Source organism: Streptomyces sp. NPDC020362 (assembly GCF_040642095.1).
In the GTDB taxonomy this organism is placed as follows: domain Bacteria; phylum Actinomycetota; class Actinomycetes; order Streptomycetales; family Streptomycetaceae; genus Streptomyces.
On the sequence record NZ_JBFAET010000053.1, the window covers coordinates 1 to 14646 of the forward strand.

At 73.1% G+C, this 14646-nt stretch carries 3 protein-coding genes; all 3 read right to left on the minus strand.

Going from position 1 to position 14646, the window contains the following annotated elements; genetic code table 11:
* Positions 1–80: 80 nt before the first annotated feature.
* Genes ccrA through AB0H32_RS20640 form a run of 3 tightly spaced genes read right to left on the minus strand, consistent with a single transcriptional unit; the run spans position 81 to position 13702 of the window.
* Positions 81–1304 carry a crotonyl-CoA carboxylase/reductase gene (gene ccrA, locus AB0H32_RS20630; RefSeq protein WP_361122358.1) on the minus strand — a complete coding sequence of 408 codons (1224 nt, stop codon included), beginning with the start codon at positions 1302–1304 and terminating at the stop codon, positions 81–83.
* A 58-nt stretch (positions 1305–1362) separates the two neighbouring features.
* Positions 1363–5169, minus strand: a complete 3807-nt coding sequence (locus AB0H32_RS20635; protein ID WP_361122360.1) for a beta-ketoacyl synthase N-terminal-like domain-containing protein — start codon at positions 5167–5169, stop codon at positions 1363–1365.
* Entirely contained in the window at positions 5162–13702 is an 8541-nt protein-coding gene (locus AB0H32_RS20640) for an amino acid adenylation domain-containing protein (protein WP_361122363.1), read from the minus strand. Before AB0H32_RS20640 ends, AB0H32_RS20635 begins: the two co-directional genes overlap by 8 nt.
* Positions 13703–14646 lie beyond the last annotated feature (944 nt).

Genomic DNA, 14646 nt, shown 5'->3' on the forward strand with positions numbered 1-14646 from the left:
GGGCTTATTTTGCCACCACCACCCCACCACGTCTGGGCCCCGGAGACCTGAGGTCTCCGGGCCCCTGACCGTACCTGTCGCTATGCGCTCGCGTTCACCAGCACTGCCATGTTCCCGGCCGGGTGCCTGTTCTCGTGCAGCAGCTGATGGGCGAGGCCGACCTCCTCGAAGCCGAACGTCCGTGACAGGCACGGGTCGATGGCGCCCCGGTCGATCAGCCGGGTCACCTCGCGCGCCTCGCGCAGTGACGCCACGTGCGAGCCCTGCAGGCGCTTCTGGCGCATCCACAGGAATCGCAGGTCGACATCCCCGTTGTAGCCGGTCGTGCCGCCGCAGATGACCACCATCCCGGCGTTGTCGCAGAGATACACCGACGTAGGGATGGTGTCGGCGCCGGAGTGCTCCAGCACGATCCTCGGGGCCCGGCGCTCGCCGAGCACCTCCCAGAACCGGCGGCCGAACGCCCTCGCCCCCGACGTCCACTTGGCCATCGCCGCCTCGTCGGAGGCGTCGGGCAGCCGGCCCCAGTGGTCGAAGTCGCGCCGGTTGATCCAGCCCTCGGCGCCGAGCCGCATGCAGAACTCGCCGCGCTCCTCGCTGGACACGACGGCCACGGGAATGCCGCCGACGTGCCGGACGAGCTGGATGGCGATACTGCCGAGGCCGCCCGCACCGCCCCAGATCAGGACCGGGTCGCCGGGCCGGACGGTGTGCGGCTGCCAGCCGAACAGCTGACGGTAGGCGGTGGCCGCCGTCGCCATGTAGCAGGCGGACTCCGCCCAGGACAGCCGGGCCGGCTTGGGCTGGCACATGTAGTCGTCGACGACCGCGAACTGCGCGAAGGAGCCGTAGTTCTCCTCGTAGCCCCACACCCGCAGCGAGGAGGAGGTGACCGGGTCGGCGCCGAGCCGGATGTCCGGCGCGGACTCGTCCCAGCGGACGGCCAGTACGACCACCTCGTCACCCGGCTTCACCCCGCGCACGTTCCCGCCGACGGCCCAGACGACGCCGGAGAGGTCGGAGCCGCCGATGTGGAAGTCTTCCGTGGCGCCCTGCTTCTGCCGGGCGGCGATGACGTCCAGCGGCGAACCCAGTGCGGCCCACACGTTGTTGTAGTTCACGCCGGCCGCCATCACCTTCACCAGGACCTGGCCGGGCCCTACCGGCGGCACGTCCACCACCTCGGTGCGGAAGGCGCCGACGGGCTCGCCGTAGCGCTCGCGGCGGATCACGGAGGCGTACATCCGCCGGGGCGCCGTGCCGAGTTCGGGGGCGTCGCCGAGGTCGTACAGGTCTTTGTTCACAGAGCTCTCCTGAGCGTTCGGTCGGGGAGGGCCGGGGGAGCCGGGAAGCGAGCCGGGCTCACCCGGAGACAGGCCGCAGTGCCTTTGCCACCACCGCGCCGATCACGGCCATCGGCGCGGGTTCGGTCATCTCGTAGTGGCCGCAGGGCACAGCGTGATCGGTCAGCGACCCGTCGACGTAAGGCCGCCAGGCGTCCGCCTTACGGGGAGCGAACGCGAGATCTGCGCCGTCGGCGTACGCGTCCTCGGTTGCGCTGAAGAACAGCACCTCGCCGCGGTAGACGCCGGGACTGAACTGCGGTGAGATCCGCAGGTTGTTGCGCATCACGTCGGCGATCGCCGCGGCCTCGGCGCGCGTCACCGGAGCCGTCGCCGCGGTACCGTCGGCCGGGTCCTCGCTGATGCGCGCCAGAACGCTGTCGACGCCCGGCACCGCGGTGTCCGCGTCGATCGGCAGCCCCGCCACACGCATCAGCAGCGCGGCGACCTGTCGTTCGGCCCGTTGCGGATCGTGGAGCGTGCCGTGCGGCTGCGGGGCGTCCAGCATGGCCAGCAACTCGACCCGCTCGCCCTGCTCCTGGAGCGCGCAGGCCATGGCGTGCGCGACGCAACCGCCGTAGGACCAGCCCAGCAACCGGTAGGGGCCCTCGGGTTGGGCCTCGCGCACGAGGTCCACGTACGACGCAACCATGGACTTGGCGTCCGGTGCGGGCGGGCAGGTGCCGTCGAGCCCCAGGGCCTGGATGCCGAACACCGGCTGGTCCGGGCCGAGATGAGGCAGCAGACCCGTGTACCGCCAGGAGACGCCGGCGGCGGGATGGACGCAGAACAGCGGTGTCTGCCCACCCTCGCGGCGCAGCGGCAGCAGGGGGCGCACCGCCTCGGGGGAGGAGCCCCGGAGGTCGTCGACCGACGCCAGCAGCCCGGCCACCGTGGGTGACGCCAGCAGTGAGGCGGCCGGTACGTCCAGCACGCCGGCCGAGCGCAGCCGGCCCGCGAGGAGCACGGCCCGCATCGAGTCGCCGCCGAGGTCGAAGAAGTTGTCGTGGACGCCGATGCCCTCGACGGCCAGCTGTTCCTCCCACACCTCGGTCACCGCCCGCTCCCGGTCCGTGCGCGGCGCCACATGCTCGGTCGTCAGCAGCGGCCGCGGCATCCGTCCGCCGCCGGAGTCCACGACCTGCTCCGGCTCCGGCGCCCCGGAACCGGTGCGTGCGCCCGGGGCGTCGATCCAGTGCCGCCGCCGCTCGAAGGCGTACCCGGGCAGCCGCACCCGGCGCGGAGGACCGGCGGCATCCGTGCCCTTGGGCAGCGCCCCGTCGATCCCGGCGGCCCACAGCCGGCCCAGCGCGCCGGCGAGGACGAAGTCGTCGGGCCCCTCGGCCTTGGCGTGCCGCATGGTCGTGACCGTCACCGGCTCCTCGCCCTCCAGCCGGGCGCGGGCGAGCTTGGTCATGCTGTCTCCGGGCCCGATCTCCACCAGCACCATCCGCCCGTCCGCCCAGAGCGTGCCGATGCCGTCGGCGAACCGCACGGTCCGGCGCGTGTGGTCGACCCAGTGCCGTACGTCCGTCGCCTGCGCGTCGGTGATCCAGTTCCCGGTGACGTTGGTGACGTAGGGGATACGGGGCGGGCGGAGCCGCAACGTGCGCAGATGCCCGGCGAAGGTGTCGAGGATCGGGTCGAGGACGTGGGAGTGGGCCGCGGCGGGCATGCGCAGCCGGCGGAACGGCACGTCCCGGCGGGTGAGTTCGGCTTCGAACCGGGTCACCGCGTCCGCCTGGCCGGCGACCGTGCAGGCCGCGGGGCCGTTCACGGCGGCCAGCGACAGGTCCGGGCCGAGCAGCGGGGTGAGGGCCTCCGCGGGGGCCGCGACGCCGACGGTCGCCCCGCCGCACGAGCCGATGAGCCGGATGCGCTCGGCGACCACCGGCAGCATCTCGTCGAGGTCCATCACGCCGGCCAGACAGGCGGCCGTGTACTCGCCCAGGGAGTGCCCGATCAGCGCGTCGGGGCGCACGCCCTGCTCCATGAGCGTCCTGGCCAGCGCGTACTCGGTGACGATCAGCGCGAGGAAGGCGGGGGTGCTGCCCGGTTCGACCTGCTCGAACAGGGCGGTGCGCAGGTCCCCGCCGATGACCGGCCGCAGGACGCCCGCACATCGGTCCACGGCGTCCTGGTAGACGTCGTTGTCCCGGTACAGCTCGGTGCCCATGCCGGCGTACTGGGTCCCGCCGCCGGGCAGCAGGAACGCCACCCGCGGCGGATCGTCGGGGACCGGACCCGCCGGCGGCAGGGGGGTGCGCAGCGCGGCCACCGCCTCGGCGGCCGACGTGGCGCTGACGGTGAGCCGGTGGCGCAGCGCCGGTCGCTCGGCGCGCAGGGAGTACGCGACGTCGTCGAGCCGCAGCTCGGGGTGGTGTTCCAGATGGCGGGCCAGGGCCTCGGCCTGCCCGCGCAGCGCGCCGGCCGTACGCGCGGACAGCGGCAGGACGTGCCGCCGGGGCGTCTCGGCCGACCGGGGCGGTTCCCCGGCGGCTGGTGCCTCCTCGACGATGACATGGGCGTTGGTGCCGCCTACCCCGAAGGCGCTGACCGCGGCACGGCGCGGACGGCCGGCGTACGGCCATTCCTCCAGCTCGGTCGGCACCCGGAACGGACCTGACGCGAAGTCGATCAGCGGGTTCGGCGCGTCGAAGTGCAGGCTGGGCGGTATCCGCCGGTGCTCCAGGGCGAGTACGGCCTTCACGAATCCGGCCATGCCGGCCGCGGCGCCGAGATGCCCGATGTTGGTCTTCACCGAGCCCAGCGCGCAGTACCCACGCTGGTCCGTGCTCTGCCGGAACGCCTCGGTCAGCGCCGCCACCTCGATCGGATCCCCGATCCGCGTGGCCGTGCCGTGCGCCTCGACCAGCCCGATCGTTCCGGCGTCGATCTCGCCCTGCGTCTGCGCGGCGAGGATCACCTCGGTCTGGCCGGCCGCGCTGGGCGCGGTGAACCCGACCTTGCGGCGCCCGTCGTTGTTCACGGCCGAGCCCCGCACCACCGCCCGGATCCGGTCTCCGTCGGCGACCGCGTCCTCCAGCCGTTTCAGTACGACCGCCCCGACCCCGTCGCCCGAGGAGGTGCCGGCCGCGTCCGCCGCGAAGGCCCGGCAGCGCCCGTCCGGCGAGAACGGCCCGTCGGGCACATGCCGGTACCCGAGGAGTGCCGAGGGGTTGAGGGACACCGCCCCGGCGAGCGCCAGATCGCACCGGAAGTCCAGCAGGTCCTGGCAGGCGGTGTGCAGCGCGACCAGTGCCGTGGAGCACGCTGTCTGGAGCGACAGACTGGGTCCGGTGAGCCCCAGTTCGTAGGAGATCCGGGTGGCCAGGGTCCCGAGGGAGTTGGCGGTGGCCGCGTGCACCAGCGCCACCGACCCCGGCCGGCCGGCGTACCGGGGATGCAGGTGCGCGGGGTAGTAGCGGCTGTCGCCGGCGCCCGCGTAGACGCCCGTGGTGATCTCCCGCGCGTCGCGCACCTGCCCCGCGTCCTCCAGCGCGTGATACGCCGTCTCCAGCAGCAGCCGCTGCTGCGGGTCGACGACGGACGCCTCGGCGGGACTCATGCCGAAGAAGTCCGCGTCGAAGCGGTCGATGCCCTCGACCACGGACGCCATCCGGATCAGGGTCGGGTCGCCGAGGTCCTCCGGGTCGCCGCCCGCCGCGAGGAACTGCTCGTCGGTGACGGGACGTACCGCGTCGCGGCCCGCGGCGAGGTTCTCCCAGAAGGCGTCGACGTCGTCCGCTCCCGGGAAGCGCGCCGCCATGCCGATCACGGCGACGGCGGGCACCTTCTCGTCCAGCAGGGTGGTGGGTTCAGCCATCGTTTCGGTCCTTCCGTTCCCGTACGGAGCGACGGGCGTCGCGGGCCGCACGCTGCCGCTGTGCCTGCTGCCTGGCCCGGTCCAGGCCGGTGGGCCGGTCCGGCGCGGGGGCCGCTGTGGCGTGGCCGGCGCCGACTGCGCTGTCGGCCAGGTGCCGGGCGAGCGCCCGCACCGTCGGATGCGCGAACAGGTCCACCACGCCGAGATCGCAGCCCAGTTCCTCGTTGATCGCCGCCTGGGCGCCGAGCAGGAGCAGCGAATTGCCGCCCAGGCCGAAGAAGTTGTCGTCGCGGCCGACCCGGTCCCGGCCCAGCACCGTGCACCAGATGCCGGCGAGCCGTGTCTCCAGACGGCGCGACTCCTCGCCGGACTCCGGGGCTCCGGCACGCGCGGTCGCCGTGCCGGCCGACCGCAGCACCCACGCGTCGCCCTCCACACCCCGGGCCGCGTCGCGGTACAGCGTGCCGAGGTCGGTTCCCTCGTCGAGGGCGACCCTCGCCACGAGCCGTCGCACCTGCCGCACGGGGCCGACGACATGGCTGCGCACCCACGGTGCCGTACGGTCGGCGCCGATCAGGACGTGCGGTTCGTCGAGGGAGCGCGCGAAGTCGAACGAGCGCAGTGCCGCCGTCGGGTCGAGGACCCGGTAGCCGCGGGCCTCGGTCAGCGAGGTGAGACCGTAGCCCCGGCTCATCCCGCGCTCGCGCCACATGCTCCACGCCAGACTCTGCCCGGGCAGACCCAGGTGGCGGCGGTACACGGCCAGGGCGTCCAGGAAGGCGTTGGCGGCCGCGTACGCGGAGTTCATGGCGCCGCCGAAGTAGCCGTTGACGGAGGAGAAGGTGACGAAGGAGTCGACCGGGTGCTCCGCCGCGACCTCGTGCAGCGCCCAGGCGCCCCGGACCTTCGCGTCCAGCGCCGTCCGCCAGCTCTCCCCGTCGAGTTCGCGCACCGGCCGCTCGTCGAAGGCACCGGCCAGATGCAGCACCGAGGTCAACGGCTCACCCCACGCCTCGGCCGCCTCGCGGACGGCGGCCCGCACCTGCGCGGCGTCGGTGACGTCCGAGCGCGCCCAGCGCACGTCCCCGAGCTGTGCGAGCCGCCGGAGTTCGTCGCCGGGCTCACCGCGGCCGAGCAGCAGCAGCCGCGTTCGGGGTGTCCTGAGCAGATGCTCGGCGATCTCGACGCCGACGCCGCCCAGGCCGCCGCTGATGAGGTGGAAGCCGACGGTGGACGGCCGGGTGCGCGGCAGCGGGTCGGGCAGGGGTGCCAGGCGGCGCACGTACCGCCGGCCGTCACGGTGGGCGACCTCGGTGTCGGCGGGCGCGGGCGTCAGCTCGGCGAGCAGCGTGTCCACGTCCCAGTCCGGTGCCAGGTCGACGTGGACGCCCCGCAGCCAGGGCTGTTCCTCGCGCACGGACTTGAGCAGACCCACCGACGTGGCGTGGTCGCAGCGGGGCCGGTCCTCAGGCGTCACGGCCTGGGCGCCGGCCGTGACGAGCAGCAGAGGGAGCGGGCGCTTGGAACCGTGCCGGTCGATCAGCGCACGGACGAAGGCCAGCAGGGATTCGGCGGGGTGACTGTCGCCGGGCGAGCCGAGTCGGAGCACGGCATCGACCTCGCGCCCGTCGGCGCCGAGCTGCTCCAGCACGGCGGCGTGGTCGTCGACCTCGGTGGGCCGCACGCGGTAGGCGGCGGCGTCGATCCGCTCGTACGCCGGCCCCTCGGTGACCACCGTGCACAGCCCGCCCTCGGCCCGCAGTCGTTCGGCGACCTGTGCGGCGGGTTCGGGGTCTCGTCCGGCCAGTACGAGGACGTGCCGCCCCGCGGCTGCCAGGGGCGGGCGCAGGGCGTCGGCCGACTGCCACACCGGTCGCAGGAACCAGTCCGGCAGCGTGGCCGCGCTGCCCAGCAGCAGCTGCGTCTCGCGCACCGCCTCGTCGAAGTCGCCTGCCTCGAAGCTCTTGCGGAGCCTGGTCCGCTGGATCTTCCCGATCTCCGTCTTCGGGATGTCCCGGGTGGAGACCGGGATGAGGAAGGCGGGGTTCACGCCGATCTCCCGGGTCACCTTGCCCCCGATCTCGCGCAGGGCGCCGGCCGGGTCGTGGCCCTCGGCGAGGTGCAGGAAGAGCGCGAGTTCGTCGGTGGCCGCGGACGGGTCGGAGCGGACGGCGACCGCGGCCGTGAAACTCCGTACCACACAGGGGAGTTCCTCGACACAGGACTCGATCTCGTGGCTGTAGTGGTTGACGCCGTTGACGATGATGACGTCCTTCGCCCGGCCGGTGATGTACAGCTCACCGCCCCGCAAGAAGGCCAGGTCGCCGGTGTCGAACCAGCCGTCCTGCGTGAACGACTCCGCGTCGGCCTTCGCGTTGTCGTAGTAGCCCTCGGTCACCGAGGTCCCGCGCACCTGGAGCCGGCCGACATCCCCCTCGGGCAGGATCGTGTCCCGGTCGTCGACGATCCGCATGGCGAACCCGGGGTACGGCAGTCCGCAGCTCACGAACGACTCGTCGTGGCCGGGCGGTTCGGCGGGCAGCACGCTGTCGGTGACCACCGAGCAGGTCTCGGACATGCCCCAGCCGGGGTGCATCACGTGCCCCGGCAGCCCGAACGGGCGCAGCACCTGCAGGAAACGGCGTGCCGCGGAGGCCACGACGACTTCGCCGGCGTTCATCACCAGCCTCATCGGCGACAGGTCCCACGTACGGCCCCCGAAGCGGTGCGCCTGCTCGGCGAAAAGCCCGAAGGCGAAGTTCGGCGCCCAGGTGACGCTGACGCGGTGCCGGTCCGCGAGGTCGGCCCAGCGCAGCGGGTCCTGCAGGACCCATGAGGTGGGCGCGTGGATCTGACGGCAACCGAGATACACGTCCCGCAGATGGAACATCACCACACCGGTCACATGGTCCAGCGGGATCCAGTTGAGGCTGACGTCGTGCTCGCCCAGTCCGTTCATCGCCTCGGTGGCCGCCGACCTGGTCAGCACGCCCCGGTGAGTGATCCGCACGGCCTTCGGCAGGCCGGTGCTCCCCGAAGTCATCAGCATCAAGATCAGGTCGTCCGGTGCCGCCTCGTGCCAGTCGCGGTCCCCGGGCGCCTCGCGCAGCGCGTCGGCGGTCGTCAGCCGCAGCCCCGGCCAGCCGTCCCGCTCGGCGAGCTCGCGCAGCCCGGGCGCGTCCGACGGCGAGGCGACGATCCACGGCTTCTCCAGCATCCGCCAGATGCCCTCCAGCTTGGTGACGGCGGCCGAAGGGGTGGCGTAGGAGGCGGGGACGGTCAGGGGCACGGCCACGAACCCGCCGAGAACACAGCCCCACAGCACGGCCATGAAGTCCTCGGTGTCCGAGCACTGGAGGATCACCTGGTCGCCCGGCCGCAGCCCGCGCTGCCGGAGCCCGGCCAGCACCCGGGAGGCCTCCGCCACCAGCGAGGCGTAGCTGCGGCGGGTCTCGCTGCCGTCGGCGCGTACGTGCACGATCTCGCCGTGCGGCTTGGCCGCCGCGCGGGTGAGGGCCGCCGCCCAGGAGGAGACGGACGGTTCGGTGAGGGCCGGGCCCTCGCTGAGGGCGGGGACGCCATCGGTCCGGGACTCCGGCTCGGGGGAGGCCTCCGGCCCGGTCGCGGCCCGGGTCGGTCCGGCGTGGACCCGGCCCAACTCCTCGGCCGCGTCCGCCAGTTCGACCGACGCCTCGCGGACGCCGGTCAGCCGCTCCAGCTCCCGCTGCCAGTCGGCGGCGGCCTTGCGGTCGAGGGCGGGCAGCGCGCGCAGGGCGTCGGTGTCCAGGGCGCCGTCCGGGGTGCGGGGCAGCCCGCTCACGGCGGTGACGCGCGCCGCATCGACATCCGGCTCCACCGGGCCGGCCCGGCCGGGCACCACGTACAGCGACGGCGGACCGGACGCCTCGGGCGACGGCAGTACGACCGCGTCGCGCACCCCGGCGACCTCCAGGGCCACGGCGGCCAGGTCACCGGGCGGGCTCTGCGGCCGGGGCTCGCGTGCGGGCAGGTCGCTCATGCGCAGCTCCGGATCCGCGCACCCGGCGGCGAGGACTGCGGACAGCGCCTCGGTGAAGCGGACGGCGGTCTCCGCCGCGAACAGGTCGGTGGCGTACTCGACGTGGAGGTCCAGGCCCTCGGGCGCGCCCTGCTCGTCGTGCCGTTCCACGACGTCCACGAAGAGGTCGAACTTGGCGGTGCCGGTGGCCGTGGGCCGCAGCGCGGTGCGCTGGTCGCCCAGCCGCAGCACGGCCGGCTCGTTGTTCTGCAGGGCCAGCATGACCTGGAACAGGGGGTGGCGGGCCGGATGCCGGGGCGGGTTCAGGTCATTCACGAGGAGGTCGAACGGCAGGTCCTGGTGGTCCAGCGCCGCGAGATCGAACCGGCGGGTCCGCGCGAGCAGTTCACGGAAGCCGGGGTCGTCCGAGACGTCGGTGCGCAGCACCAGCGTGTTGGTGACCAGCCCGATGACGTCGTCCAGTGCGGCCTCGGAGCGCCCGGCCACCGGGGTGCCGATCGCCAGGTCGGTGCCGGCGCCCCAGCGGGACAGCAGCGCGGCCACGGCGGTGTGCAGGACCATGAACAGGCTCGCGTCCTCGGCCTCCGCCAGCCGCAGCAGCCGCTCGTGCAGCTCCGCGTCCACGCCGCCCGACACACTCGCGCCCGGCCCGCCGGGCCCGGCGGGCCGAGCCCGGTCGGCGGGCAGGGTGCTCTCCGCGGGCAGCCCCGTGAGGGCCTCGCGCCAGAAGCCGGTGAGCAGCTCCAGCCGTCCGGGCCCCTCGGGCGCGGGGGCCAGGGCCTCGCGCTGCCACAGCGCGTAGTCGGCGTACTGCACCGGCAACGGCTTCCTGTGCGGCGCCCGGCCCTCCCGGCGGGCCTCGTAGGCGGCGCTCAGATCCTCCGCCAGGGGCCGCAGCGACCAGCCGTCGGCCGCGCTGTGGTGCAGGACGAGCAGCAGCGTACGGCGCGCCCCGGTACCGATGACCGCGGCCCACAGCGCGCTCTCCCGGCTCAGGTCGAAGGGATGCCGGCCCGCCGCGGCGACCTGCGCGTCCGCTTCCTCCGCCGGGCAGTCCACGATCCGCAGCTCCGGACGGAGCGTCCCGGGCGGGAGTATCCGCTGGTGCGGGCCGTCCCCGTCGTCCGCGAACACCGTGCGCAGGCTCTCGTGCCGGTCCACGACGTCGGCGAGCGCCGCACGCAGCGCCTCCTCGTCGGGGTCGTGCTCCAGCGGCACGATCAGCGGGATGTTGTACGTCGCTGCGCCGCCGTCCAGCCGGTTGAGGAACCACATCCGTTCCTGTGCGAACGACAGCGGCACCCGCTCGGGACGCGCCGCCGCCTCAAGGGCGGGCAGCCGTACCGCGGCCTGCGACCCCTCGGCCAGCCGGAGCGCCAGAGCCGCCGGCGTGGGAGTTTCGAAGAGCACCGTCATCGGGACGTCCTGGCCGGTCTCGGCCCGCAGTCCGGCCAGCAGCCGTGCCGCGAGCAGCGAGTGCCCGCCCAGGTCGAAGAAGTTGGCGGCCACACCCACGGAGTCCTCGGGCAGCCGCAGCACCTCGGCGAACAGCCGGCAGAGCAGAGCCTGTTCGGGCGTCGTGGGCCGCTGCCCGGCCGCGACGTCGGTGAAGTCCGGCTCGGGAAGGGCCCGCTTGTCCAGCTTGCCGTTGGCGGTCAGCGGCAGCGCGTCGATCAGCACACAGGCGGCCGGGACCAGGTGCCCGGGCAGTCGCTCCGCCAGGTGGGCGCGGAGCCCGGCCGGGTCCGGTCGGTGTCCCGCGGCGGGCACGGCGTACCCGACGAGCTGCGGGTCGCCGTCGGCGGTCCGCCGTACGACGACCGCCGCCGAGGAGACCTGGGGGTGCTCGGCGAGCACGGCCTGGATCTCGCCGGGCTCGATCCGGAAGCCGCGGATCTTCACCTGCTCGTCGGCGCGTCCGATGTACTCCAGGATCCCGTCGGCCCGGCGCCGGGCGAGGTCGCCGGAGCGGTACATCAGCGTGCCGGGCGGGGCGAACGGGTCCTGCACGAACCGCTGGGCCGTCAGCTCGGGCCGGGCGTGGTAACCGGGCGCGAGACCCGCTCCCGACACATGGATCTCGCCGGTCACGCCCGGCGGAACCGGCCGCAGGTGGGCGTCGAGCAGATGGATGCACAGGTCGGCCAGTGGCACGCCGATCACGCTGGGCTGCCGTGGATCGTCCAGGTGGGCGCGGGTCACGCGCTGGAAGGTGGCGTGGACGGTCGTCTCGGTGATCCCGTACATGTTGATCAGCGCCGGCGCGTCCAGGCCGTACCGGTCCGCCCACGGGCGCAGCCGGTCCACGTGCAGTGCCTCACCGCCGAACACCACGTACCGCAGGGCCGTTTCGGCCCGCTCGCCCTCCTGGTCCGCCCGCATCAGATGCTCGAACGCGGACGGTGTCTGGCTGAGCACCGTGACCCGCTCCTCGCGCAGCAGCCGCAGGAAGTCGCGCGGCGAGCGGGTGACCGCGGACGGCACGACGACGAGCCGTCCGCCGTACAGCAACGCACCCCACATCTCCCAGACGGAGAAGTCGAAGGCGTACGAGTGGAAGAGCGACCACACGTCGTCCGCGCCGAAGTCGTAGTGCTCGTCGGTCGCCTCGAACAGCCGTAGCACATTGGAGTGCGGGATGGGGACGCCCTTGGGCCGGCCGGTGGAGCCGGAGGTGTGGATGACGTACGCGAGGTCGTCGGGGCCCGTGGGTCCGGTGCGGTCCGCGTCGGTGAGGTCGGCGGTCGGGCGTACGGCGAGGTCCTCGTGGGTCGCCGGGTCGCCCAGGACGACGGTCGGCGCCGGTATCGCGGGCAGCGCCCCCGCGGTTGCGGCGTCGGTGACCAGGACGGCCGGCGGCGCGTCCTCGGTGACCAGGCGCAGCCGCTCGGCCGGATGCCCGGTGTCCAGTGGCAGATACCCGGCGCCCGTCTTCAGCACGGCGAGCAGCGCCACGACAAGACGCATCCCGCGCGGCAGCGCGAGCGCGACCAGCCGGCCCGGGCCCGCCCCGCGCTCGACGAGCAGCCGCGCCAACCGGTTCGCGTCCGCATTGAGTTCGGCGTAACTGAAGTGGTCCTTCTGGAAGGTCACCGCGATGGCGTCCGGGACGCGGGCCGCCTGCGCCTCGAAGCGCCGGTTGAGAGTGTCCGTGATCGTGTAGGTGCGCCGCGGCCGGGTCTCCGGCTCCGTACCCGGCAGTAGCAGCGACAGGTCGGCGAGCGCCGACCTGCCGTCCTTGGTGACCAGTTGGTCCAGCAGGTGAAGGAACCGCCCTAGATGGGTGTCCAGCTCGATCTGCTCGTACACCGCCGGGTTGGCGTCGAACGCCAGCCACAGTCCGCCCGGTCGGGCTCCCGGGCGCACACTGATCTGCAGGTCGTCGACGGCGCCGCCGGAGAGGTGGTGGGAGGTCGAGGGATGCCCGGCGAAGGCCAGGTCCTCGGAGAACGGGACCACGTTGACCACCGGTCCGTGCACCTGGCGCCCCGCGCCCAGGAGCCCGAGGTCGCGGCGGACGAGCTCGCCCCGGTACTGCTGGTGCCGGCGCAGTGACCGCAGTTCCTCGGCCACGGACCGCATCAGATCGGTGATCGGCATGCTGGGGGAGGCGGTGACGCGCAGCGGCAGGATGTCGGAGGCCGTGCCCGGGGTGCGCAGCGCTGCGGAGCCGAGCCGGCTCATCGTGGCCAGGCCCAGAACCAGGTCTTCGGCGCCGGTCATGCGGTGCAGATACACGGCGATGGCACCCACCAGCAGGTCGGTGCGTGAGACCTTGAAGCGAGCGGCCGCCGTGCCCAGCGTCTCGGTCCGGGCGGGCGTGAGGTCGTGGGTGCAGCGCAGGAAGGGTGCCTCGGGCGGGGCCGTGCGGTCGGTGAGGCGGACCGGCTCGGGCAGACCGGCGAGGCGGGACGCCCAGAATGTGCGGTCACGGTCGTGACGCTCGGAGGCCGAGTAGGCGGCCTCCTCGGCCTGGAGCCGCGCAACCGGCTCGAACGCGGCGGGCTCCGGCTCGCGCCCGGCGGCCAGAGCGGTGTACGTGTCCGCGAGCCGGCGGGCCACCAGCTTGTAACCGTAGCCGTCCAGCAGGATGTGATGGACCTTCAGGAACCAGATGTACCGGTCCGGTCCCAACGTGATCAGCGCGTGCGAGAACAGCGGCCCCGAGACGAGGTCGGTCGCCATCGCCAGGTCCTGGCGGATCCAGTCCTCCGCGGCGGTGTGCGGGTCGTGCTCGGCACTGACGTCGACGCGGTGCAACGGCCAGTCGTCCGTTTCGTCGGCCGAAGCGCAGCGGGGGCCGTCCGGGGTGTCGGCGAAACGCAGCGCGAAGGTGTCGGCCTCCGCCACGGTACGACGCAGCGCGGCCTCGAACAGGTCGGTGTCGACCGGGCCGTGGATCTCCACGTACTCGCCGGTGTTGTACGCGGCAGCGTGCACCGCCAGCCGCTCGGCGAACCACAGACCCTCCTGGGCCCCCGACAGCTGTCGACGTTCGTGCTCGTGGACTGACATGGCACCAACCCTCAATGGCGAGCGGTATTCACACGAATCAGTGGACGGTCCCGGATTCCGGGTGGTGGACGGACGGATACGCCGTATGTGGATGCCGCGCCCGCCGTCGAACCGTCGCGCAAGGCGCCGTCGAAGGGGGAATGCGACAGGAAAGGCGGGGATACGGAAGGCGCGCGGCAGGAAGCGACGCGAGAATTGCCTGGGTAGGCGACGATCATCTCCCGCTGCCTCACTCTGCACGACCCGGAGTCGGACAGTCAAGGGCGTCCTGGGGCGCCTGAATGGCGCCAGGAAAATTCAAGGGTGAACTTAACGTTCGCTTTCAATTGGCTTCACTGGTTGGAGAATTGATTTGAGACATCGTCTTCGCACGTCCTGATGTCGACGCCGCGGAGCCGTGGCGGAGGGTATGTGGCCCGAGTGCCGCACGGTCGCATGAGACTCGCCAAGGCCCTTGTTTCCTGCGGCGGAACGACGCGTGACAGGGTGTCCACGCCTCGTGCGCAAGCCGCCACGGGGCGCCGGACCGCGCGGCCCGGACCCGTGCGCGGCGGGTGTGCAAGGTCGCCACGCGCCGCGACCTCGGAGCGGATCTGTGGCGCGATTCAGTCAACTTGGCGAGTTGATCTGCAAGTTCGCGGAGTTGGCGTGAAAGCATGCGAGGAGCGGCAGCCGGTATGGCGGACCTCCCGGGGCTGACCACCCAGGAGCGCCGGCGGCGCGGCGGGGCTCGTCGTCGCCGCCCGCGGCAACGCCCGGCGATCCCGGGCCGACCCACCCGCATGCGCGAGTCGGCGTCGGTCAGGGCCGTGCGGCACCGGCGGATCAAGTAGGCCCGGACGCTTTTGCGGCAGGGGTGGAACTGCAGTGCCGCGTATGTCGATCAAGTGAATCCGAACCTGACCAGAGGATGCAGCAGAGGAATCGGCGGAGCGGCCGAGGCC

What these genes read in the sequence shown, in the direction of transcription:
- AB0H32_RS20635 (WP_361122360.1), bottom strand. Translation starts at nt 5,169, where the DNA reads ATGGCTGAACCCACCACCCTGCTGGACGAGAAGGTGCCCGCCGTCGCC.
- AB0H32_RS20640 (WP_361122363.1), bottom strand. Translation starts at nt 13,702, where the DNA reads ATGTCAGTCCACGAGCACGAACGTCGACAGCTGTCGGGGGCCCAGGAG.